This window comes from Imperialibacter sp. (assembly GCF_040222385.1).
GTDB lineage: Bacteria > Bacteroidota > Bacteroidia > Cytophagales > Cyclobacteriaceae > Imperialibacter.
In genome coordinates, this window is record NZ_JAVKDF010000035.1 from 650,207 (window position 1) to 674,923 (window position 24,717).

Annotated in this window: 13 protein-coding genes; 6 read left to right on the forward strand and 7 right to left on the reverse strand. The window is 48.5% G+C overall.

Translation table 11 applies throughout. From position 1 onward, the window contains the following. Nucleotides 1-262 precede the first annotated feature (262 nt). The gene (locus RIG68_RS18625) at nt 263-3,703 is read left to right on the forward strand and encodes a ThuA domain-containing protein (RefSeq protein ID WP_350125636.1); all 3,441 of its coding nucleotides are present in this window, start codon (nt 263-265) and stop codon (nt 3,701-3,703) included. Between the two features lie 76 nt (nt 3,704-3,779). Here RIG68_RS18625 and RIG68_RS18630 read toward each other — a convergent pair whose 3' ends face one another. The 5 genes from RIG68_RS18630 to RIG68_RS18650 all read right to left on the reverse strand — a co-directional run bounded on the left by RIG68_RS18630 (nt 3,780) and on the right by RIG68_RS18650 (nt 13,231). Next, nucleotides 3,780-4,121: an FKBP-type peptidyl-prolyl cis-trans isomerase gene (locus tag RIG68_RS18630; protein WP_350125639.1), complete on the reverse strand. Its 342-nt coding sequence runs from the start codon at nt 4,119-4,121 to the stop codon at nt 3,780-3,782. A 5-nt stretch (nt 4,122-4,126) separates the two neighbouring features. Further along, the gene (locus RIG68_RS18635) at nt 4,127-6,760 is read right to left on the reverse strand and encodes a GH116 family glycosyl hydrolase (RefSeq protein ID WP_350125642.1); all 2,634 of its coding nucleotides are present in this window, start codon (nt 6,758-6,760) and stop codon (nt 4,127-4,129) included. 122 nt (nt 6,761-6,882) lie between these two features. Further along, complete coding sequence (locus tag RIG68_RS18640) at nt 6,883-7,845, reverse strand: D-2-hydroxyacid dehydrogenase (RefSeq protein WP_350125645.1); 963 nt, start codon at nt 7,843-7,845, stop codon at nt 6,883-6,885. A 32-nt stretch (nt 7,846-7,877) separates the two neighbouring features. Then, the gene (locus RIG68_RS18645; RefSeq protein WP_350125648.1) at nt 7,878-9,326 is read right to left on the reverse strand and encodes an arylsulfatase; all 1,449 of its coding nucleotides are present in this window, start codon (nt 9,324-9,326) and stop codon (nt 7,878-7,880) included. An 11-nt stretch (nt 9,327-9,337) separates the two neighbouring features. Beyond that, nucleotides 9,338-13,231 (reverse strand): PVC-type heme-binding CxxCH protein, encoded by a 3,894-nt coding sequence (locus RIG68_RS18650; protein ID WP_350125651.1) that lies wholly within the window; start codon nt 13,229-13,231, stop codon nt 9,338-9,340. Between the two features lie 167 nt (nt 13,232-13,398). Here RIG68_RS18650 and RIG68_RS18655 point away from each other — a divergent pair, with 167 nt between their 5' ends. After that, nucleotides 13,399-17,055, forward strand: a complete 3,657-nt coding sequence (locus RIG68_RS18655; protein WP_350125654.1) for a family 78 glycoside hydrolase catalytic domain — start codon at nt 13,399-13,401, stop codon at nt 17,053-17,055. Between the two features lie 65 nt (nt 17,056-17,120). Continuing rightward, nucleotides 17,121-18,089: a phytanoyl-CoA dioxygenase family protein gene (locus RIG68_RS18660; RefSeq protein ID WP_350125657.1), complete on the forward strand. Its 969-nt coding sequence runs from the start codon at nt 17,121-17,123 to the stop codon at nt 18,087-18,089. A gap of 190 nt (nt 18,090-18,279) precedes the next feature. Here RIG68_RS18660 and RIG68_RS18665 read toward each other — a convergent pair whose 3' ends face one another. Both RIG68_RS18665 and RIG68_RS18670 read right to left on the reverse strand, forming a co-directional pair. Further along, nucleotides 18,280-18,405, reverse strand: coding sequence for a hypothetical protein (locus tag RIG68_RS18665; RefSeq protein WP_350125660.1), 126 nt, complete (start codon nt 18,403-18,405; stop codon nt 18,280-18,282). A 46-nt stretch (nt 18,406-18,451) separates the two neighbouring features. Beyond that, the gene (locus RIG68_RS18670; protein ID WP_350125663.1) at nt 18,452-19,483 is read right to left on the reverse strand and encodes a GntR family transcriptional regulator; all 1,032 of its coding nucleotides are present in this window, start codon (nt 19,481-19,483) and stop codon (nt 18,452-18,454) included. Between the two features lie 223 nt (nt 19,484-19,706). Here RIG68_RS18670 and RIG68_RS18675 point away from each other — a divergent pair, with 223 nt between their 5' ends. The 3 genes from RIG68_RS18675 to RIG68_RS18685 all read left to right on the forward strand — a co-directional run bounded on the left by RIG68_RS18675 (nt 19,707) and on the right by RIG68_RS18685 (nt 24,716). Further along, nucleotides 19,707-21,815, forward strand: coding sequence for a bifunctional aldolase/short-chain dehydrogenase (locus RIG68_RS18675; protein WP_350125666.1), 2,109 nt, complete (start codon nt 19,707-19,709; stop codon nt 21,813-21,815). A 242-nt stretch (nt 21,816-22,057) separates the two neighbouring features. Continuing rightward, entirely contained in the window at nt 22,058-23,332 is a 1,275-nt protein-coding gene (locus RIG68_RS18680; RefSeq protein ID WP_350125669.1) for a sugar isomerase, read from the forward strand. A gap of 1 nt (nt 23,333) precedes the next feature. Continuing rightward, nucleotides 23,334-24,716 carry an FGGY-family carbohydrate kinase gene (locus RIG68_RS18685; RefSeq protein WP_350125672.1) on the forward strand — a complete coding sequence of 461 codons (1,383 nt, stop codon included), beginning with the start codon at nt 23,334-23,336 and terminating at the stop codon, nt 24,714-24,716. The last annotated feature ends 1 nt before the right edge of the window (nt 24,717 follow it).

Genomic DNA, 24,717 nt, shown 5'->3' on the forward strand with positions numbered 1-24,717 from the left:
TCCTGACGGGCGGGCGGCAACTATTTACTTTTAATGCACTAAAAACATTTCTGCCAGACAAAATGTAATATCGTCGAAACTCAATTAGTCGTCCAGAAAATGTCACCATTTGTAAAAAAACCGTTTTGCGGAATGCAAAAACGCCACTTTTACGATCCTATCTTTTATCTTGGGAAGTTTTTATACATAATTTCGGTTTATTGTGTTAATGAAACATATTAAGCTTAGTTCAATCGTCTCATACCCATAAAAATTACGTTCGATGAAACACCCTTTGTCTATCATAAAAAGCCTTTTCCTGGTGGCTTTTTTAACGCTGACTTTCCTTTCTTGCTCAAAAAAATCAGGGCCTGCTAAAGTTTTAGTCTTCAGTAAAACCGCCGGTTGGCACCATACCTCCATCCCATTTGGCATAGCAGCCATACAAAAGCTGGGTGTTGAAAACGGTTTTGAGGTGGATACAACTACCAATGCAGATTACTTCAACGAGGACTCACTGAAGAACTACTCTGCAGTTGTTTTCCTCAGCACCACTGGTGATGTGCTGAATCACTATCAGCAGGCTGACTTCGAAAGATACATCCAGGCCGGTGGAGGATACATGGGTATCCATGCCGCTGCCGACACTGAATACGACTGGCCATGGTACGGCAAATTGGTTGGAGGCTACTTCCTCGATCACCCAGGCATCAATGACAAGAGCCCCAATGTGCAGGAAGGTGTGCTGAACATTGTAGACAAGTCGCACCCAAGTACAAGTTTCTTGCCTGAAAAGTGGACAAAGACAGACGAGTTTTATAGCTATAGAAATCTTAATCCTGACACTAAAGTGTTAATGACTATTGATGAGGATAGCTACGAAGGTGGTGCAAAAATAGGCAACCACCCAATGGCTTGGTACCACGACTACGACGGAGGCCGTGCCTATTACACAGCCCTGGGCCATACGGATGAGTCTTACACAGAAGAACTTTACCTTAAACACATCCTGGCAGGCATCCAGTACGCCATTGGTGACGGCAACGAACTTGATTATTCAAAAGCGACCAGCCTGCGAGCGCCGGAGGAAAACAGATTCACAAAAACGATGCTTGCTGAAGGTGGTGTTTTTTACGAGCCTACCGAAATGACCATTCTCCCTAACTTTGACATTCTAATTGCTCAACGAAGAGGTGAAATCCTGCTCTATAAAAATGGCACCGGAGAGGTTACTGAAGCGGCTAAGCTTGACGTGTATCATCAGAGCGGCGTGAAGGGAGTAAATGCTGAAGAAGGTGTTTTGGGCATCCAGAAAGACCCCAACTTCGCCACCAACAATAATGTGTTCATTTTCTACAGTCCAAAAGACACTTCGGTTAACAGGCTGTCTCGTTTTAAGTTTGTCGGCGATAAAATTGACTTGGCTTCTGAAAAAGTAGTCTTAGAGTTCTACTCTCAACGCCAAATATGCTGCCACACTGGCGGCTCAATTGCCTTCGACAAAGACGGGCTACTCTATGTTTCAGCAGGTGACAACTCGACACCATTTAATGAGCCTGGCAGCAAATATGTCAACAGTGGCTACGGCCCGCTGGACGACAGACCAGGCCATGAGCAATACGATGCCAGAAGAAGCGCAGGTAATGCCAACGACCTTCGTGGAAAAATCATGCGAATCCGTGTAAAAGAAGACGGTTCCTACGAAATACCTGAAGGCAACCTTTACCCTGTTGGTACCGAAGGCACCCGACCTGAGATTTATGTACAGGGCAACAGAAACCCTTACAGAATCTCCATTGACCAGAAAACCGGCTTCCTGTATTGGGGTGAAGTGGGCCCGGATGCTGCCAACGACAGCATGGATACCCGTGGTTCACGTGGCTATGACGAGTTGAACCAGGCACGGAAGGCTGGCAACTTCGGCTGGCCGCTGTTCGTCGGGAAAAACTATCCTTATCGTCAATACGACTATGCAACAGGTAAGTCAGGAGATCTATTTGATGCTGAGCACCCGGTAAATAATTCGCTTAATAACACAGGCATAAAAGAACTGCCCCCGGTAGCTCCTCCGTTCATCTGGTATCCTTATGCTGCATCAAAAGAGTTTCCTCAGGTAGCCACCGGTGGAAGAAACGCAATGGCCGGGCCCGTCTATTATACTGACATGTTCCCCGCTGCTACGAGATACCCTGACTACTATAATGGCAAACTTTTCATCTACGACTGGATCCGTGGTTGGATCAAAGCCGTGACCATGTACCCTAATGGCGACTATGAGAAAATGGAGCCCTTCATGGAGCACACTAAGTTCAACTCGCTGATCGATATGGAAGTGGGCCCTGACGGAAAGTTCTATTTGCTTGAGTACGGCAATGGATGGTTTGCCAAAAATGGCGATGCAGCACTTTCGAGAGTTGACTTTAACGGCGGCAACAGAGCGCCTTCTGTAGAGCAAATAGCTGTTGATAAAAGCTCAGGCACGTTACCTCTGGAGGTAACTGTAACTGCAACGGCCAGCGACCCGGAGAGGGACAAGCTTACCTACACATGGGATTTTGGCAACGGAGAAACCAAGCAAACATCCACTCCGGAGGTTACTTATACCTACTCAAAAATTGGTGACTATGCCATTACAGTTGAAGCAAGTGATCCGGCTAAGTTAACCGCTAAAAGTAGTTCGATCTCAGTTTATGCTGGCAATGCTGCCCCTGATGTGACAATTAGCGTGAAGGGCAATAAGTCATTCTATTTCCCTGGAAAAAATGTGGAATATGCTGTAAGCGTAAGCGACAGCGACGACTCTTCAGAGCCAGATATGGCAAGCTTGTTTGTTTCCGCAGACTACATCGAAAGTACCGACCAGGCAGAGGCCACACAAGGCCATCAGGTAATTTCCGAGAATATGATTGGAAAGAACATGATGAACTCTTTGGACTGTAAGGCCTGTCACAAAGAGGCTGAAAAATCGATTGGGCCAGCCTATCTAGACGTGGCAAAGAGATACAAAGACGACCCGGATGCTGTTACCAAACTAGCCCAAAAGGTCATGAATGGTGGCTCAGGGGTGTGGGGCGAAACCGCCATGGCGGCTCATCCTGGCCTTTCAGAGAGTGATGCAAAGAGCATCGTTTCATGGGTGCTTTCTCTTGCCGATGGTGGCAAGGCAGCCGAGTCACTTCCTGTCACAGGATCCCTGAAACCCACGCTGGACAAAAAGCCAATGGATAATGGCTCATTGATCATTAGGGCTAGCTATACTGACAAGGGTGGCACCAATATCAAACCTCTGGTTGGTTCATCTACTTTGAGGCTGAAGAGCAGCAAGTTGGATTTGACAAAGGCGAGCAACCTTGATGGATACACAACAATGTCATTCAGCGGCATGAACCTTCTGCTTTTGCCAAATGCAACCGGATCTTTCAGCCTTAGTAACATTGATTTGACCGACGTTAGCGGGGCCGATTTCATGACGGGCAGCCAGCAGCCAATGGCCAAAGGTTATATGTTTGAAGTACATCTTGATGCAATTGATGGCAAAAAAATTGGTGAGGCATCATCGGCTTCGGGCTCCTCATTGCCAGGTGGAATGAACGCAAGTATGTTCACCATCAATTTCGAACCGGTGACAGACGGAAAACTTCATACGCTGTATATTGTAAGCAAGCCAAATGACGGAGAGGAAGCAACCGGCGCAGTGGTATCGATTGTTTTGAGAACGAAATAACAACTCGTTTTACTATGATAAAAAAAGACTCAGCCTGTTCGGGCTGAGTCTTTTGCATTATACCTTTCTTGTTTATTCAATTGAAGCAATCACACTCAGGGCCGCAGTCATCCTTCACCTCCTCGTTCTCAGGGTGGCCATTCGCCAACTCAGTAGTTGTTGCATGCCTTACCTGGTCTACCAACACCTCAAAATGAAACGAGGTGACTGAGCTGCCCATTTCTGTAGAAAAAGAAAGTGACGTGGTATCGCCAGTCTTTAGACCTAGCAGATGTGCCTCCAACTCTGGAAGAATCTGACCCATACCATATAGAAATTCAACTGGCCTCCCGCTCATTCTGTCCTCCAACAGTACACCCTGATCATCCTTCATTGTGTAGCGCAGTGAAATAATATGTTCCTTCTGAACAGTCAACATACTTACTAAACCAAGGCCGCCTCCTTGCCGGAAACAATTACTTTATCTACCGAAATCTCACCATGAGCCACATCCAAAGATGGCTGACCACCCTTTAAGCTTACAGTGCCAAAGCCCTTCTCTGTTGAAAGGAAGCTGGTGAAATCCCCCACCCTTGAATCTACATAAAGCGTTTTGTCGACAGCATCGTAGCGCACGCCCGTCAGACCTTGTAGCATGCCGTAGCTTGACAACGCCCTGGCGTACCAGCTTCCGCATTCGTACTCATTGAAAGGGTTTCGCACCCGGCCATCGTACCTGTCACGACAGGTACGAACAATCTCAAGCCCTTCCTCCACGGCTCCCATTTCCATCAGGTGGGCGCCCACCTGATATTCAATGCCCGTCCACACCTCGTCGCTGTAGACGAAAGGCAGTGAAAGCTTTCCTCCCTTTGGCCACGAACACAAAAGAAGGCCTCCATCATGACCCAGGGCAAACGTAGGCCGCTGGGGATTGGCATGGTCGCTTAGGTTGTCCTTCAGATTGTATTTATGCACCGCCAGTAAATGGCTCTTTAGCTTCGCAGGATCAATTGGGTCATCGAGCCCACACACCCTGGCAATCCACGCACCCAGTACACCATCCGAGAGGCAGCCATATCCATATTGATACTTAGGCCCCTCCTCTTCCAGCAGTTGTCTCGCCTCATCAGAGTATTGGCCTCCCATGCTAATCGCCGAAGCTTCAATAGGGTTAGGAGCCTTAAGCCCATCCACCTTTATTTTTTGAATAAAATATTCTCCATCGTACAATTCACTTTCCATAAAGGCCTTCCCCTGGCTGGCCAGTTGTTCATACTTTCCTACTTCTTCGCCCAGGAACTTACCCATTGCCACCAGCGCATTTAGCGCCCCCACATAAAAACTCATGTGCATGCCATCCGGCCCCCAGAATTCAATATCGTAGGTGTTGTGGTGCGGCTCTTCCAGTATCCCTTTCTCGGATGGATCCCACGTACGAATACAAAAGTCCATGCTCGACTTCACCAGCGGGAACATTGTGCCAACCCACGCATTGTCTCCGCTAATGCGCCACTCTCTGTACACTTTCATAATCCCTCCAAGCTGGCCATCAGCCGCCGCATGGAAATTATGATCATTTACCCTGATAGGTGATGTTGCCCGAAAATTCTGATGACCCTGAGCATTTTGATTTTCAAAGAATTCTGTGTGCCTGAGGCTTCTTTCCAGCGCTGGAAAAAGATGTGGTATGGCCTGTGCGTAGTTCCACACATGGGTGCAAGAACCGTGGCAGCAACCCCACGAATCGCCACAACCCTCGAAATTCCAGAGACGGCCATCGAATTGCCTTTGCACTGTAGGCGATTTGAGAATGGACAGGTTTGCTGCCACCGCCTCAACCACCTCTGACGGCAATGTGCTGGCATAAAAAGCATTTGTGAACAAATCGGATTTTCTGTACAGGTCATCGTAGTTATCCTTCCAATAGCTGCTCACCTCATTTACACTTGAGAACCTGCTACTGTACCATGGCTTGAAAAACTTTGCATCAAAATTCTTATCGTATTTATCCAACCCGTCAGGTGAATCAGCGCATCCATCTTCGGGCAAGCAGTCCTCTGCACGAATACCCATTTTCCCAAACGACTGATCGCTGTCAGGGCTGTACCATGCCATCATTACCTTGATCGTCTTTTCCTGCCCGGCTGCCAGGGAAAAAGGAACGTACAACGAAGCACCAGGAGCACCCGATTCTACGGGCTTTACCGGCCTCACTTCAGCATTTTTTATGGTGTTCCAGGCGATAGTCAAAGGATCCCACCAGCCCCCACGGAACCAGCAATGATCAACAACTGTCGCTGCGTCGTTTGTAAAAACCGCAAAGTCACATTTTTTGGAAGGCTCCTCCTTTGTACCAGCTTCCGAGAGAACAAACCCATTCGTTATGGGCTTAACTGTGTTGAGCCCCTTGTCTACCTTCAGGAAATTCTTTGAGTTAAACGAGAAAACAGCTTCTACTGAACCAGGGCCTGTGTTCTTAAGCTTGTATTCAATGGCGCCAATTGGCAGGCTGGAGTTGTCATCATCGCCGGGAATAAAGGGGCTCCAGCCAGTGATCTCAACTTTAAGGGGCACATCGTCATCTTCAAGTTCAATACTCGCAAATGGAAACCGGGTTTCAAAGATAGCTTTCTTGAAGTGGGGCAGCCCTGTAATTGCTCCACCAAGACCATTGCCTGCATCCCTCAGCCCAAACTTTTTCCAGTCAGGTACCGGGCCTTCCAGCACTTTGGCTCCCTTGTCTACCCCCTTCACCGAAATGGCAGCAAACATGCCCGGCTCATTGAATATATCAGGCTTGTTTCTTACCGACACATGTGAAATTGCGCCGGCACCTTCCAGACAAAACATGCCAGCTCCCATGCCCCCAATCGGCATGGCTATTCGGCTCAAATAATCGTCACTGTACTTGCCATTGTAGGCTCTGGTCGAACGTTCGCCAATGGGCTTGTTATTTTCGGCTATCCCTTTCCTCTCATTGGGGGCACACGACATTTCGGCTGAGAGCAGGCCAGCGCCTACGCCCCCCATCCCCAGGTTTTTTAAAAATCGACGACGATCGGCTTTAGTTTTCATAGTAGGTATAGGTAGGTCAGTTAAAAATTCTCCTTTTCGACACTAAAATTTACACATTTGAAAAAACAGATCACATGATCCGGAGCTTAATATTCACAGCATCAGCCAATTAGAAAGATTGTTCAGCTTTTTAAATTACCCTGATTGACTACATGGATTGGACTTCCCTTCAATGCCTCCTGGATATTTTCTACAGTAGTAGTCATCATTCTTTTCCTGGCTTCAAAACTCAACCACGCATTGTGAGGGGTGATCAGGCAATTTTTCAGGCCTACAAGTGGATGATCTTTAGGAGGCGGTTCCTTGCTGAGTACGTCCAGTGCAGCCCCGGCAATGACACCCCTCTGCAAAGCGTTGGCAAGAGCCTCTTCGTCGATCAGCTGCCCCCTGCTCGTATTAATGAGAAAAGCCTTTGGCTTCATGGTTGCAATCAGTTGTTCATTGATAAACTTCTCGTTTTCGCTGGTTAGTGGGCAATGGACTGATATGAAATCACTTTCTTTAAACAGCTCCCCGACCGTTCGGGATTTCCAGCCCACCTGCTTCGGGCTTCTGTTGTGATATATGACTTTCATACCAAAGGCCTCCGCCATCTTGCCTACCTGTGTCCCAATTCTCCCCAGGCCCACGATGCCTATCGTTTTGTCCAAAAGCTCAATCATAGGGCCACTTGTGAAACACCAATCTTTAGCCGACGACCATTCACCATTGCTTACCCTCTGAGAGTTTTGCCCCACCCGGTTCGTAAGCTCAAGAATCAGTGCGAACGTATGCTGGGCCACTGAATGCGTCCCGTAAATGGGGACATTGCAAACGGGCACACCCGCATTTCCCGCCGCTGCCACATCCACAATATTGTAGCCCGTGGCGGTGACGGCAATCAGCTTTAAATGCGGACAAGCTTTTATGGTTTCGGCTGTGACTGGGGTTTTGTTGGTGACAATCACGTGGGCCTCCTTGCATCGCTCAATCATTTCCAGCGGCGACGTTCGATCATAATATTTCACTTCACCCAACTGATGAAGGGCCTCCCAGCTAAGGTCTCCGGGATTAAGGGTATACCCATCGGTAATGACTAATTGCATAATAGTTGTTCAATAAATCCGAATAGCTTTTTCTAGTTATCGCCTGAGCTCTCAAAGTCGAAGTGAAAGTCTGGGTCATACTTATGTGCTGTTTCCATGAGTTCCAATGCTTTAGCAACCACTTCGGGAAACTGGTCTGCGACGTTTTGTTCCTCAGCGAGGTCGTTACTCAAATCGAATAGAAGTACTTCTCGCTGCTCAGGCTTGTTGATGTTTAAAACGATACATTTCCATTTGTCCATGCGAACCGCCTGCTTGCCACCCCCTTCGTAAAATTCCCAGTAAAGGTAGCTATGCTCTTTTTGTTGCTTACCAAGTAGCGATGGCAGAAAAGATATTCCATCAGTCGTGTTCTCAGAATCTATTTCGGCTGCTTCCACAAAGGTGGGTAATACATCCCAAAAGGCACCTATATAGTCACTTTTGCTTCCCTTTTCTATTTTCCCCGGCCAGGATGCAATCATGGGCACCCTGATTCCTCCTTCAAACAAATCTCTTTTTAGGCCACGCAAAGGGCCGTTACTATCAAAAAATGTATGATCAGCCCCGCCTTCATCATGAGGCCCGTTATCGCTGGTAAAAATAACCAGTGTGTTATCCGAAAGTCCAAGTTCCCTGAGCTTATCCAGTATGGTTCCCACATCTTTGTCAAGCCGGGAAATCATGGCGGCGTGCCCCTTTTGATGGTCAGGCCAATCTTTGTCACTATAAGCTCCGAAATCGGGAATTTCCATCCCCGACTGACCGAAATAACCCGCCTCGTTGTTGGCATGAGGTAGTGTGAGCGGCAGGTAAAGCATAAAGGTGGAGTCCTTGTTGCTTTGTAGAAACTGAAGTGTCTTCTCCAGAAATCTATCCTGAATATAGGTGTTTTTCTCGGCAGCGATCCCACCCACACCTTTGGCATAGGTTTCGGGGATATAGTCCATCACATTATCCAAAGAGTCTACGGTTTCATTCTCCCACACATAGTCAGGATAATAGTTGTGTGCCCTCAGTTGGTTTAAATAGCCGTAGAAATAATCAAAGCCCTTTTTATTCGGCACACCGGTCGATCCTGGTTCCCCGAGACCCCACTTACCTATCAGTCCTGTGACGTAGCCAGCCCGCTGAATCAGCTCTGCAAAAGTAGTATCACTCGCTCCAAGCGGCACCCTGGCATTGCCTCTGACCCGGGTATGTCCTGTGTGAAGCCCTGTCAACAAAGCGCTTCTGGAAGGTGCGCAAACGGTGCTTCCAGCATAAAACTGTGTAAACAGCATGCCTTCCGCCGCCATCTTGTCAATATTTGGTGTGGCTATTTGTTGCTGTCCATACACACCCAAGTCACCATAGCCAAGGTCGTCGGCCATAATGAAAACGATGTTAGGCTTTGCCGGCTTATCCTCTTCCGAAGCATCCTGCCCACATCCTGTAAGAGCCGCCAAAACCAATACCAATGCGGGTAATCCTAATGGATTCTTTAAAACTGTTCTTCTCATAAATAACTTAATTATTCTGTTGGTTGGCTCACCGGTCCCGATGCCATAAGATAGCCAACCAGGTTAATGATTTCCTTATCAGTTAGCGTCTTGAATAGCCCCGGCGGCATCATCGAATTGGCCGACTCCTCCCTGGATTGAATGTCCGACTTATTGATCACCACGGCGTCTTGCCCAACAACCCGGATCGTAAGCTGCCGTTCATTTTCCGCATTCACATTGCCTGAGTAGGTGCGCCCGTCCCTGGTGGTGATAACCACCATTTTGTAGTCATCCTGAATTTCACCGCTGGGGTCGAGGACATTGCTCAGCAGATAGTCAAGGTTAGCCCGATTGGAACCTGTCAACTCCGGGCCAATGCTGCCACCTTCGCCATACATTTTGTGGCAGGCACCACAAGTACGCTGAAAAATCATTTTACCATTGACAACATCGCTTCCTCCTATGGCTTTGTCAGTCAGTAAGCTCGTGTATTTCTTATAATCTGCAGCTATGTCCGATCCCAATTCGTCGATAGGCCCCCAAACTTCAACAAACCCACTCCCAACCACCCGCCTTAGCTGACGAGCCACATAGGCTGGTACATCAGGCTTGGGAATTTTTTCGCTTTTTAAAGCCTGAGTGAGCGTCCAGCCGTAATTGGGGCGGGAGGCCAGTGATTGAACCGCTTCCAGCTTCTCCTGCCTGTTGAAGCTTGCGTACTTATCGATGAGCAGCTGACCCAATGAGTTGTCGTCGAAGGCAGCCACGGCCCTGATCACATCGGTCCTCAAAGCCTCCTCATTCAATAAAGTCGGGATTTCCCGAACAAGCTCCTCCCGCTGCTGATCGGCGAGAGAATTCAACGCTTTCAATCGCTGATCAATAGGTATATTTTTGTTTTTCAGCGTGGCCAGGTATTGTTTGGCTGCCTCGGTGTCTCCATAGAACTGCGCCACCTCCAATGCCAATTGCTTCACCTTCACATCCCGGTAGCTCTGCAAGTTATCATACACTTTCTGCCAGTTGGCTGGTGCACTCAAATCGGTGCGTCCCTCCAAGCCGTTGCGCATGCCTTCCAGCATACTCAGCATTGTCTCAGGCTTCTTCCCGATGGCTGCGATAAGTTTCTCTGTGGCGTCCGCATCTACCGCCCTTCTGGCAATATATTCTGCCAGCATTGGGATTTTGCTTTTTGCTGCAAGCTGGAGTGCCCTGTCAGGATTTTCAGCCACGAGGGGCTCCGTGCCAAACCAGATCATTTTTGGCAGGTTGTGGTCTTCCACATCTTCAGCGTGACTCATCAAAGCTTCCGCAATCGCCCATTTTTGTTCCGGCTGAATGCGCTGAAGCGCCGACGCAAGGTAAAGTCTCACCACAGCCGATTTATCACTTTTCGCCATGGTAGTAAACTTATTCACTGCCTCACCTGAAGCCTTCTCTTCACTGAGCAACTGAACGGCCCAGGCACGCACATACTCATCTTTGTCACTCAGGCTTTCCATCAACTGCTTTTCACTGAAACCACCGGTGACATGCAGCGCCCACATGGCATTCAGTCGGAAATCAGGGTTTGGGTTGCTGGTAAAAATCTTTCTGAGCTGGTCATGCACCTCTTTTGGCAAAGACGACTTAGCTGCTCTACCCTGTAGAATAAGCCGGGCCCTTCTGGCATGCCAGGAGCTTTTGCTGGTTTGTAAGGCGGCAAGCTGAACATCCGTCATTTTACTAAGGTCACTATATCGTCCTTCCCAGTTTTCTGCCAACGACTCTTTAGGGGCAATACGGAAAATCCGGCCAGTTTCTTCGTTGAGCACCTCTTTGCCGCAAATATCTGCGTCGTGCCAGTCCAGAACATAAAGTGCTCCTTCCGGCCCCAGCTCCATGCTGAAACCTACCCACTGCGCATTGTTAGCCATCAAAAACTCTTCACCATGGTGACCAATAAAGCCAGAGCCTTTGGGCTCAAGCACATCCGACAACACGGCATGCTCATGAATATTAGCCATGAACAGACGGCCTTGCTGCTCCGCAGGAAAAGCGTCAGACTGGTAGATTCTCAAGCCGCCATGGGCAGAACGATGCCGGTGGTCGGCAATCGTTTTTATGTCATTATACACGTAAGGATTGAAGTGCTGCCCGCCCTGGCGATGATAAATACCTCCGGGAATTACGTGCCAGAGGTGTGGTATAACGCAAGCGCTGATAAACAGCTGCCCTTTTGCGTCAAAGTCGATGCCCCAGGGATTGCTGAACCCATGTGATACTACCTCGAATTTGTCCTTCGTAGGATGGTAGCGCCAAACGCCTCCGTTGATATCGGTGCCTTCTCCTTCAAATATGTCTTCAGGAAAAGGATCATTGTGACCATATATCCGGCCTTTTCCTTTCGCCAGTTTCACTTTGGAAGGTGTGGCAAAGCCCTGCAAACCGTAAAGCCAGCCATCAGGCCCCCAGTGAAAGCTGTTCAGTGTTTCGTGTCTGTCACGGATGCCCCAGCCTGTTAAGCGAACTTCAATATCATCCATTTCCGCCTTGTCATCATGGTTTTTGTCGGGCACAAAAAGTAAGTTGGGAGGTGCACCAACAAACACACCATCGAAACCAACAGCTATTGCCGAAGGAAAGGCGATCCCCTCCAGAAACACTTTGCGGCTATCAGCCACCCCATCGTGATCGGTATCTTCCAGGATCAGTATGCGGCTATTACCGGCTTTAGAGAAGCCATAGCCCCTCGACTCGTAATCTTTGTTTTCTGCAATCCACAGCCTGCCTCGATCATCCCAACAAAAGGCCATCGGCTGGGACATCATAGGTTCGGCTGCCCACACGTTTACGTCATAGCCATCTTTGATAGTCATGGCCTCCACCGCCTCTTCGGGCTTCAGAAATTTGGCATTTCTTCCCTCTTCTTGCGCAATGCCCCAAAGCACCGCCGTCGAGTACATATTGTGGTCGCCGACATAATCCTGCCATGTTTCGGTCATCTCAACGTCATTCAGCTCGCCTGTGTAGACCACAATCTCATGTTTGATGGTTTCAGTTTCGCCTTTGCCAATAGTCCAGTCACCCATGCGGGCACGGGCCGGGCCAATACCCAACTGCCCATCAACTCTCCACATCTGTGGAAAGCCTTTGTTCTCTTTATGATCCAGAATGGCAATGTGTGCAAGGTCATCTCGTCCTTCCACCTGCATACCAGCGTCTACCCACATGGCACGCTGCCCTTCGGCTTTTTCATTTTTCTGACGGGCAGCATTTACCACTTCCCCTTTGATGCCTTCCACCCACGGCATCCGCAGAAATAGTCCGCCGTAGTCATACTTGCCAATGGTCACATCGGTTTTGCCAAGCCCGTTCCATTCGAGGTCAAGCAAGAACTTGCCTCCTGTTTCCCTCATCGACCAGTTTTGAGTTTCTGTCAGCACGGGATTGCCCTGCTCATCAAGCAGGTCGTAGACCGTCTGCCACTTCACCACCTTGCTTTCGGCTTCAATCACTTCTGCCGACACTTTCCGCCAGTAGTCACCTTCGGGATGATGGAAGTAGTCCCGGCCATTTACCCTCGTGAAGCCCCAGTAGAGGCCCGTTTGGTGCTTGTGGTGACCAGGACTGTATTCAGTTAGCTGCCCCTTGCCATCGGGGGCTACAATGGGATGCAAGTAAGGACGGAAATCGGGTCTTACATTTTGCGTGACAAGAGGGTCGCTTTCTCCTTCTCTGAATATGGAAATGGTATTGGCTTGATTGTCCTGCACCACTTTTAGGATGGTGGAATCAGCAGTGGAAACAGTTGTGTCTTTTTGCTCCGTAGTTTTTGTTTGGCAGCCTTCAAGCACTGCAAGCGCTACGATCACAAAGGCAAATGATTGGCAAAAAGGCGTCGCCAGCCCCTTAATGTGGGCCTTCAATATTGAGTAGTTCATTGTAGGTAGTGTATAAGTAGTATAAGCACATTCAATTTAGTGATTTATGTGATCATTCATAAACAGCACAGTGCAGGACACGGCGGCTATTTCATTATGTTAATTTGACACTTTAATCTATCTGGAAAAACCCAAAAGTTGTATATTACTTGCCAACACCTACTTACATGAAAAACCGCTACATCAAAGGAGTGTTTTTCTCTCTCCTACTCCTGACAACTCATGCATTATTATCGCAGGGCTCATTCAAAGTTGCTAACCTTAAAACAGAGTATGCCACAGCCCCTCTTGGCATTGACGTAGAAAAGCCCCGCTTTAGCTGGCAAATGCAGGGCTCGAATGATTTACGTGGACTCATGCAAACGGCCTATCAAATCGTAGTAGTGTCAGAAAAAGGAAATGAGGTATGGAACTCTGGCAAGATCGAAAGTGGTAAAGCGCTAGGCATTACATACGGCGGTGCCAGCCTCCAGCCCACCACCAAATATAACTGGACGGTAACCTTATGGGGCAACCAAAAAACAAATGCCTCTGCATCTTCGTGGTTCGAAACAGGTCTGATGAATCCCGACCCGAATCTATCAGCCTGGAGCGGAGCCACCTGGATTGGTGGCGGCGATGACGACCTGGTCTTCTACTCTCACTACCTGTCTGTCTTTAAGCTAAGTTATCAACTTCAGATGGACAAAGCCTCGGGCTCAACCAGGGCTGGCTTCATCTTCGGTGCCAACGACAGCCGGCTCATGGACAAAGACATGAACATCATGGGCGTGCAGAGCGGTGAGAACGAAAGCTACATCAAGTTCGAGCTTGATATTTCAAAAGTAGATGGCACTCCGGCAGGTTTGTCCAGCTTTAATATCTATCGGGTCGGCTATGCGCCAGAAGATGAGGTGGGCGTCCCATTTAAAAGCTATCAACTTCCCCTTACGCTTGTTAACAACACCAATAAGTACGCCCCACATACATTTTATGCCGACTGCAACTTTGGTGTGTTTGAGATTTTTATCGATGGCAACGACGCAGAGCATCTGATCACCAAAAGTGATGACCCCAACCCAAGTCCATTTGCTCCGAGAGGCTTGAATCTTAATCCAGTAGGGCTGGGCAATAACTTCATCAGCTTTCCCATGGTCGCTGATATTGGATTCTCCGCCGACAGGGGGCAAAAAGCTTCTTTTTCCTCCGTTGAGATAGAGAACTTCCGCTTTCCCTCCAATGCCGTTTTCAAAGAAAATCTTGCTTCCATCTCAAGCTACAAAGGCGTGTTTTCAAACTTCCTTAACGGCACAAAAACAGGCTTTAGCATCGCTAACGACGCTTATGTTGTGGATGGAACCACGGTAATAGCAAACCCCAGCCGAAACGCCACACCAATGCTCCGAACCAAATTTTCTGCAGAGGACAAGGCCATCGCCAAAGCAAGGCTTTATGTGACAGCAAGGGGCATTTACGAAATGTATATCAACGGCAAGAGAATCAGCAACGACTACTTCAACCCTGGTCTTACACAGTACAACAAAACCCACATGTATCAAACCTACGATGTCACGGACAAGATGATCGCAGGGAAGGCCAATGCCGTAGGTGCCTGGCTGGCAGAAGGCTGGTGGAGTGGCAACATTACGTACAGCGGCGAAAGCTGGAACTACTTTGGTGACAGGCAGTCGTTGCTTGCTAAGCTGGTAGTCACCTACAGCGACGGAACCGAGCAGGTGATCGCAACAGAGCCTGACGCCTGGAAGCTTTTCACAGAGGGCCCTATTAGAGTCGGGAGCTTTTTTCAAGGCGAAGTGTACGATGCCTCATTAGAGGAAAAAGTAAAAGGATGGGCCAAAGCCGACTACAATGACGCTAATTGGAAACCGGCAGTAGAAGTACCTCTAAAAGGCACAGCGTACGTGGGCACCTTCCCGGGCAGAGGCGGGCCAACCACGTTTGACTATGACGACCTTCAATTGGTCGGACAAATGGGGGCCAACTCATCCATCGTAAAGACGCTAACTGCTAAAAGTGTGGAAGAAGTCAGGCCGGGTGTCTTTGTATACGACATGGGCCAAAACATGGTAGGCTTTCCCAATATTTCACTGAATGGAACGGCCGGGAACAAAATCACTTTGAGGTATGCGGAAGTAAAATATCCTGCACTTGACGAATACGGCAACAACGTGGGCATGATTATGTTGGAAAATATTCGGGCAGCGCTAACGCAGGATATTTGGATACTGAAAGGAGGCGACGAAACAATCCAGCCAAGATTTACTTTCCACGGTTACAGATTTCTGGAGATCACAGGCATTGAAAAAGCACTGCCGCTGGAAAGTGTAAAGGGCATGGTTGTGAGCTCCATCCAGGAGCTTGCCTCCAGCTATCAAACCTCCAACGAACTGGTGAACAAGCTCTGGGGAAATATTACCTGGTCGATGCGGGGAAATTTCCTGTCGATCCCAACGGATACACCGGCCCGGAATGAAAGAATGGGCTGGAGTGGAGACATCAACGTATTTTCAGGCGCTTCCACCTACCTGGCCGACAATGACCTGTTCCTTCGCAGGCATTTGCTGGCGATGCGAGATATTCAAAGAGAGGATGGCCGCTTTACCGACGTAGCGCCTGTTGGGGGTGGCTTTGGCGGTACGCTCTGGGGAAGTGCAGGCATTATTGTAGCCTGGGAAACCTACCAACAGTACGGCGATGTGGAACTGCTGAGAGAGCACTACGGTGCTATGAAAAGATACGCAGCTTTTCTGGCATCAAAGGTGGATTCCAGGACAGGCATTCTTAACGAAGGCCCATTGGGCGACTGGCTGAGTCCGGAAAACAACAAAAACGACAACACACTATTTTGGACAGCCTACCAAATATATGACCTGGAAATTCTGGCCAAAACAGCCAACATCTTAGGTCACGCCGATGAAGCCAAAGCTTTTTCGGCTCAACGTGAGGAGCGCAAGGCCTTCTTCAATACCAAATATGTCAACAAAGTCACGCACAAAACAGTTAAGTCTGGATTCAGGGCGCCAAGGTTTGGCCCTCCAGGGCAAACACCCGACGAAGACACATCCGACGAAGGACAACTCATGGACACACAGGCGAGCTATGCTATTCCTTTAGCACTCGGCGCTTTCAATGCAGAAAACGTACCCCACGCCATCCAGCACCTGGCAGCAACGGTCGAGCGCCAAAACACCGACGACGGTGGAGCTACCAGGCCAGCTTACTCTCTCATGACTGGATTCATTGGTACCGCCTCAATCACCGAAGCACTTTCGGAAAACGGGAGAAGTGACCTGGCTTACAAGCTATTGCAGCAAACCAGCTACCCCTCCTGGCTCTACTCTGTCGTCAACGGTGCCACCACCATCTGGGAACGGCTCAACTCCTACACTGTGGAAAACGGCTTCGGCGGCAACAACAGCATGAATTCCTTCAACCATTATTCTTTCGGAGCTGTGGGTGCGTGGATGTACAACTATTCTCTTGGCATCCAAAGAGACCCCGATAGCCCGGCTTTCAAGCATTTCGTTTTGCAACCCACTCCTGACCCCACCGGGCAAATGACCTGGGCGAAAGGATATTATGACTCGATGTATGGAAGAATTGAAAGCAGCTGGAAAGTGGAAGGCAACAGGCTAACATACGCAACCACTGTGCCTCCCAATACTTCCGCCACACTTTACCTGCCAGCATCTTCTATCAAAGACATCTCTGAAGGAGGCAAGCCTGTCGCTAAATCGAAAGGTATTGCATTCGTGAGGTTTGATAATGGCAAAGCAGTGTATGAGCTACAGCCCGGCAGCTACGAATTTGCGAGCGGCAAATAGTAGGGGAGCTAAAAAATTAAGCCGTGGCACCATCAATGACAGGCGTTTTAGGTAACTTTTGACTGATGAAAGCGGCTACTTCCAAATTCTACCAACCGTTCGATCCCAGCAAAGGCGAGCAAAATCAATCGACGGCGATTGATCAGACCTTCCATCTCAACGACCGATCCAATGGACACCCCCTCAGGGTGTTGAGTGAGGCGGATTGGACATTTTGGATAAGCAACGGCTACATTGTGATCAAGCAGGCTGTGCCAAAACCGCAAACTGAGAGGCTGGCGCAGCTGATTTGGGAGTTTGAAGAAAAAGATCCCGCCAACCCGGACACATGGTATGCACCTCCACGGGCGCTGATGGAAATGAAAGAACTGCAACACAGCGGCATGGTGGAGATCTTTAATCATCAGTACCTGTGGGACAACCGGCAAACTCCCAAAGTGTACGATGCTTTTGTAGACATTTGGGGAACAGAAAAGCTTTGGGTCACTATCGACCGAGCCAACCTTAACCTGCCTTTGCGGCCGGGTCACGACTTTAAAGGATTTATGCACTGGGACTACGACCCCGAAACCAAGCCTCAGAATGTGCAGGGTGTCCTGGCTCTTAGTGACCAAGCCGACGAAAACATTGGCGGCTTTCAGTGCGTGCCCGAGCTCTTCCGAACCTACGACACCTGGAAGCTTACACAGCCCAAAGACCGTGATCCTTTCAAACCCGACATTTCAGGTTTCGAGATTGTGAAAGTGAAACTTGAGCCTGGCGATTTGCTGATTTTCAATAGCCTTCTCCCACATGGTATCCGTCCCAATACGAGCGGCAACAAAGTGCGCATTGCGCAGTACGTCTCTATGATGCCAGCGAGGGAACACGACGAAAAGCTCAGACAATGGCGCATTGAGTCATGGCAAAAACGCAAGACACCGGAAGGCTATGCCTTCCCCGGAGACCCGAGAAAATGGGAACAGAAGCACTATAAAATTGCGAGGCTTACTGAGTTAGGAGAAAAGTTGCTGGGGTTAAAGAAGTGGAGCTGACATAGTAGGGAAAGTCTACTTACTCACAAACCTGAATAGAAACGACAAGGCGAGTCGAAATTGACGAAATAATCTTTGTCATTCGGAACTACAATCACGGAAACTTTGGCAAGTGATTGTGCTAAGGTTCATCCTCCAGCTTGCCGACTCTTTTGGGGAGCTTGAATATCTCTTGCATAAGCGCCTCTTGTCATGAGTTGGTTTGATTAAAATCACGTCGGAGCTGAACCATCTCCTCTTTGAATTCTTTTTCCATTTTATCGGCCCAGGAGATGTACTCCATCAAAAGCTCAATAATTTTTTCTTCGTTTTTCATGTCGAAAAATATTATACCCAAGTTAAAAAATTAACTCGACTAATAGCTACACCGACTTCCTCTCAATAAACCGAAAGTCGTTCTTCACCTCAATCGGGCTGTTTTCCAGCATGGCCTTCGCTGCCAGCTGGCCCATTTTGCGAAAGTCAGTGGTAATGACAGAAATTCCGTCGCTAAGCACCTCCTTGAGCGGGGTGTCATTGTACGAAACAATGCCAACATCTTTGGCTAGTTCCATTCCATTGGCCCGCTGAAGCTTGATCAGATTCACCAGATCGCTTTCTTCAATGACCACATAAGCTGTCTTACTTTCAATCACGTGTTCAGAACCTATTTCGCTGATAATTTCATGGAGCACATTGCTGAACCCGCAAAACCTCCTGAACCCTATGACAATATCTCTGGTGTAGGGATATGTTTCGTTTTCAGGAAACACAAGAATAAGTTTTTTGTACCGGCTAAGCTTTTCTTTGGCTTCAGACAGGGCATTATATATATCCATTTTGAAGTCCTGGTAAACGCAGCCATTAAAGTGACTCACACCTTCGATCCGATTGTCCAGAATGATTATTTTCTCTCTGGGTATTTTGGATAGCAAGGCATTCAGCTTTTCTACATCCAGATCAGTAAAATGAGGCATTAGCACAAAATAGCTGTAGCCAGTGAGGTGCTCGTTTAGTACTTTTTCAAAAAGCTCAAAATCGCAGTGGTAAACAAAAAAATCGATGTGCGCCTTTTCCCCCAGCTCATGGACAATGGAGTTGTATATCTCCTTCTTATAAGTACTCAGCTTGTTGAAGAGCATGAGCACCTTTAGTTGTGATTTAGGTGCCGAGTTGCTGATATAATACCCCTTGCCTTTCACAGCCGCTATCACACCAAGCTCTTTCAGCTCATTGTATGCCTTCTCCACTGTATCCCGGGCAAGAAGGTAATCGTAGCTCACCTGATTGATGGATGGCAGCTTCTGCCCATACTTGATTTTGCCAGCTTCAATACTTGAAATGACACTGCCTACAATCTGTTTGTACTTAGGCACACTCGACTTCTCTTTGATATCCAGCAACAGCTCTTCCACCGCACTATTAGGGTTTATTCACCAACAATCAATGTTACAAATATATTAAACACAAAAAAACCGCCCATACAGTATAGTGCATGACAGTGAAGCAGCTACAGATGTTGATTTTTGAAGTATAATGCCCGAAACGGATGTCACGCTGGGCCTGTCGAAGCATTCTCTTGGCAACAGTCCGTTCTTAACTTAACAATGACAACAAAACTTTTAATTCAATAATACCATGAGTGCACCCGCAAAAACATTCAAACACGTCAACTACCTATGGGACGACGCAAAAGCTGCCCAACTGAAAGGTGATGAAGTGGCATTGCTCCTTTACAGATCTAACATTCTTGGTGCAGACCTGCGCATCACCAACTATGGCGGCGGCAACACCAGTTGTAAAACCATGGAGAAAGACCCGCTTACCGGCAAGGAAGTGGAAGTAATGTGGATTAAAGGCTCAGGAGGTGACATAGGCACGCTTACCCGCAGTGGATTGGCCGGGCTGTACAACGACAAGCTCAGGTCACTGGAAAATGTATACCGCGGCCTTGAGTTCGAAGACGAAATGGTGGCCCTTTTCAACCACTGCATCTACGACCTCGATTCCAAAGCACCATCAATCGACACGCCGCTGCATGGCTTCCTGCCTTTCAAGCACATAGATCACCTCCACCCCGATGCAGCCATTGCCATTGCAGCATCGAAGGACGGTGAGCAAATAACAAAAGACCTTTTCAAAGGTCAGATTTCGTGGGTGCCGTGGCAGCGCCCTGGTTTCGATCTCGGCCTACAGTTGAAGCAGTCGCTGGCTGACAATCCTGGCATCAGAGGCATCATGTTGGGCGGCCACGGGCTGTTCACCTGGGGCGACACAGCCTATGATTGCTACATCAATAGCCTTGAAGTAATCGACATGGCCAGTGAGTACCTGGAGCAGAATTATGGCAAGAAAAGGCCGATTTTTGGGGGGCAGATCATTGAATCTCTTTCTCCCGAAAAAAGAAAAGACCAGGCAGCACAGCTGGCTCCGGTTTTGAGGGGCCTTGCTTCAAGCTACGACCGCATGGTCGGCCACTTTACCGATGATGAAAAGGTGCTGCAGTTTGCCAACAGCAAAGACCTTGAACGCCTGGCACCACTCGGCACCAGCTGCCCAGATCACTTCCTGAGAACTAAAATCAGGCCGTTGGTACTCGACTTGCCGAAAGACGCAGACCTTTCCGACAAAACTGCCATCAAAAAACAGCTTGAGCCTTATTTCCAGGCATACAGAGAGATGTATGCGAAATATTACAACGAACACAAGCGCAGCAATAGCCCGGCCATGCGTGATCCAAATCCGGTCGTTATTATCTGGCCTGGCGTGGGCATGTTCTCTTTTGCCAAAAACAAGCAAACAACAAGGGTGGCGTCGGAATTCTACATCAATGCCATTAACGTGATGCGTGGAGCAGAAGCTATTTCTGAGTACGTGGCCCTGCCTCTTCAGGAGGCTTTTGATATTGAATACTGGCTATTGGAAGAAGCCAAGCTGCAGCGCATGCCGAAGGAGCAACCCATGTCCCGCAAAGTAGCGCTGATCACAGGAAGCGCCGGTGGCATTGGAAAGGCAATTGCCGACAAGCTGGCAGCCGAAGGTGCCTGTGTAGTTATCACGGATATCGACGAAGACAGGGCGGCCGCAGCCAATAAGACTTACAAAAGAGACGTGTCGACCTACGCAAAAATGGACGTCACAAATCCAGAGAGCATCAAAGCTGCGTTCAAAAAAGCTTGCCTGGAGTTTGGAGGCGTCGACGTAATTGTAAACTCAGCAGGGCTGGCTATCAGCAAATCGATCACCGACACTTCTGAGCAGGACTATGACCTGCTAATGGACGTGCTTACCAAGGGACAGTTTTTGGTGTCGCAAGCTGGTGTCGATATTCTGCGTGCACAGGGGCTCGGCGGCGATCTGGTGAATATCGTTAGCAAAAACGCACTGGTTTCCGGGCCAAACAATGTGGTGTATGGCTCAGCCAAAGCAGCCCAGGCCCACATGACCAGGCTGCTGGCCGCAGAACTTGGACCTGAGAAAATCAGAGTCAATACCGTGAATCCTGATGCCGTCATTGAAGGTAGCAAAATATGGGAAGGCAAATGGGCTGAAGGCCGTGCAAAAGCTTATGGCATCACGGTTGAAGAACTGCCTGCTTTCTACGCCAAACGCACTTTGCTCAACGAAATCATCGGCACAGTCGACATTGCCAATGCAGTCTTCGCATTTACCGGCGGCTTGCTTAGCAAGAGTACGGGCAATATATTGAACGTTGACGGCGGCGTCGCCGCTGCTTTCGTCAGATAAAAAAGTTTCAATCGCTCCAGGGGTTCTAACCCCTGGAGGATTGCCTTTCTGCTAAATCTAGCCCAGACAGCCTATCCGCCCTGGAGGGTGGGTAGAAAATTTGGTGAGCTGGTGAGCGTAAAGGCCCAGAGCGTTAAATTTTCTTTGACTTTTGCTTACTTTTTGTCAAGAAAAAGTAAGAGCCTGTCTGGCTTGAAGACAATTCTTGAGTTAAACCTCAAACACGTACGCTACAAAACACCATGATCACAAAGAACTCCATCCTCGAAAATAACTCCCAACAAAAAGCCCACCATCAAAAGCGCTTCACTCCTCTCGTCGACGCTCTCACTGACCAGGGCATCGACGTCGAATCGGTTTTAAACAAATTAGATACTTTCCAAATTGCCGTCCCGAGCTGGGCACTAGGCACTGGCGGCACTCGTTTTGCCCGCTTCCCTGAAGGAGGTGAACCTCGCTCTCTGGAAGAAAAGATAGAAGACGTGGGCCTGCTGCACCTGCTCAATGCTTCCAGCAACGCCATCAGCCTCCATATCCCGTGGGACATTCCGAAGGATGCGACAGCCATCAAGCAACTCGCTTCTTCTCACGGGCTGCTGTTTGACGCCGTCAACTCAAATACCTTTCAAGATCAGCCGGACGCTAAAGTGTCGTACAAGTTCGGATCGCTTTGCCATGTCGATAAAAATGTGAGAGACGAAGCCATCGCCCACAACAAAGAAGTGATTGATCACGGCGTTGCGCTGGGTTCAAAGGCGCTAACGGTGTGGCTGGCCGACGGCTCGTCATTTCCCGGCCAGTTGAATTTCAGAGAGGCGCTACAGCGAACGCAGGATTCCTTGCAGCAAATCTATGACCATCTGCCCTCCGACTGGAGAGTGCTGGTGGAATACAAGCCCTACGAGCCTTACTTTTATTCGATGGTGATACCGGACTGGGGTACCTCGCACTTGCTGGCCAGCTCTTTAGGCGAAAAAGCTTTGAGCCTGGTTGACCTCGGGCACCACCTACCCAACACCAACATAGAGCAGATAGTGGCCATTTTGATGATGCAGAAAAAACTTGGTGGCTTCCACTTCAATGACAGCAAATATGGCGACGACGATTTAACTGTTGCCAGCATTAAGCCTTACCAGTTTTTTCTTATCTTCAACGAACTGGTAGACGGTATGCAAAACACAAAGAACCCCGAACTCTCCTGGATGATTGATGCGAGTCACAACCTGAAGGATCCCATTGAGGATTTGATCCAGGCTATCGAAGCGATTAAGATTGCCTACGCACAGGCCCTCATTGTTGACAGAGGGGCGTTGAAAAAAGCTCAGACCGCCAACGACGTATCGGCAGCCCAGGAAGTACTTCAAAACGCCTTCCGCACGGATGTTAGAGCCCTGGTGGCAGAGTCCCGCATGCGCATGGGGGGCGCTTACGATCCATTGCATTCGTTCAGAGAAAATCAAATACGAAAGCAGCTTATCGCAAAACGTGGATTGAAAACAGTAGCAACCGGCCTCTGATATGGGAAAGCCAGTCACTCTTATATTCGATATTGGGAAGACCAACAAAAAGCTCTTCTTATTTGACGAAGACCTCTCCGAAATCTCCCATGAGTATATCAGATTTGACGAGATCCCCGATGATGATGGCTTTTTGTCGGAAGACCTCACATCGCTTGTTAAATGGGTGAAGGAGAGTGCCAACAAAGTCCTTCAAGATTCCACTTACGATGTTAAGGCAATCAACTTCTCGACCTATGGTGCTTCCATGGTACACCTCGACGAACAAGGAGAGCTGGTTACTCCCTTCATCAATTACCTGAAGCCATTTCCTGAGGACTTGTCAAAAGACTTCTTTAGTAAATACGGGCCGGAGGAAAGTTTTTCAGTGTCTACCGCCAGCCCATCCATGGGCATGCTTAATTCTGGCTTACAGCTATACTACCTGAAATATGCCAAGCCAGAAGCGTTCAAAAGGCTCCACAAGAGCCTTCATTTCCCCCAGTACCTCAGCTACCTGTTTACGGGCGAAGCCACCACAGACTTCACCAGCTTAGGCTGTCACACAGGACTTTGGGATTTTGGGCAAAACAAATATGCCGACTGGCTGGAGAAGGAAGGACTGGTTCAGTTTCTCACTCCCATCGAGGAATCTACAAAAACTACCCATATCGACATCAACGGCAAGCCGATCCATGTGGGCATAGGCGTGCACGACAGCTCTTCTGCCCTCGTGCCCTACATTCAGGCCAATGATGACCCTTTCGTGCTTATTTCAACGGGCACCTGGAGCATTTGCATGAACATCTTCAACGACAAGGTGTTGACCGCAGCTGAGCTGAGCGCTGATTGTTTGAATTTTTTCAGCGCAAAGGGCATTTCAGTCAAGGCTTCCCGATTATTTCTGGGAAAGCATCTTAGCAATCAAGCAAAACTGTTGAGTGAGTTTTTTGGCATCGACTATCAAACTTACAAGTCCGTTGCCTGGAAAAAAGATTTCAAGTCAAAGAGAAAATCAAACAAGGCACTTTTGTTCGATCACAGGGTGCTGCACCCGGAGCGATTCGGCTTTGCAAACAACCCGAACCAGGATCTTTCTATTTTCGGGAGCTATGAAGACGCCTATTTTCATCTTATCGATGAACTAACGGATTTGCAGATTGCCTCTCTCAAGCTGGCCATTGGAGACACCGATATCAAAAGAATATTTATTGATGGTGGCTTTAGTTCCAATGAAGTGTTTGTGAAAATGCTGGCCAACAAACTGCCCGCTTATAAAATTTATTCCACTTCTTTTGCACTGGGCACTGCTCTCGGCGCTGCTTTATTGGTAAATTACCGGACGATCACCAAAGAATTTCTTAGCAAGAACTATAACGTTAAAAAGCATTCTCCCTCGAGTTAGT

Coding starts and splice junctions, on each gene's coding strand:
- RIG68_RS18625 (WP_350125636.1), top strand. CDS start 263: ATGAAACACCCTTTGTCTATCATAAAAAGCCTTTTCCTGGTGGCTTTT.
- RIG68_RS18630 (WP_350125639.1), bottom strand. CDS start 4,121: ATGTTGACTGTTCAGAAGGAACATATTATTTCACTGCGCTACACAATG.
- RIG68_RS18635 (WP_350125642.1), bottom strand. CDS start 6,760: ATGAAAACTAAAGCCGATCGTCGTCGATTTTTAAAAAACCTGGGGATG.
- RIG68_RS18640 (WP_350125645.1), bottom strand. CDS start 7,845: ATGCAATTAGTCATTACCGATGGGTATACCCTTAATCCCGGAGACCTT.
- RIG68_RS18645 (WP_350125648.1), bottom strand. CDS start 9,326: ATGAGAAGAACAGTTTTAAAGAATCCATTAGGATTACCCGCATTGGTA.
- RIG68_RS18650 (WP_350125651.1), bottom strand. CDS start 13,231: ATGAACTACTCAATATTGAAGGCCCACATTAAGGGGCTGGCGACGCCT.
- RIG68_RS18655 (WP_350125654.1), top strand. CDS start 13,399: ATGAAAAACCGCTACATCAAAGGAGTGTTTTTCTCTCTCCTACTCCTG.
- RIG68_RS18660 (WP_350125657.1), top strand. CDS start 17,121: ATGAAAGCGGCTACTTCCAAATTCTACCAACCGTTCGATCCCAGCAAA.
- RIG68_RS18665 (WP_350125660.1), bottom strand. CDS start 18,405: ATGAAAAACGAAGAAAAAATTATTGAGCTTTTGATGGAGTACATCTCC.
- RIG68_RS18675 (WP_350125666.1), top strand. CDS start 19,707: ATGAGTGCACCCGCAAAAACATTCAAACACGTCAACTACCTATGGGAC.
- RIG68_RS18680 (WP_350125669.1), top strand. CDS start 22,058: ATGATCACAAAGAACTCCATCCTCGAAAATAACTCCCAACAAAAAGCC.
- RIG68_RS18685 (WP_350125672.1), top strand. CDS start 23,334: ATGGGAAAGCCAGTCACTCTTATATTCGATATTGGGAAGACCAACAAA.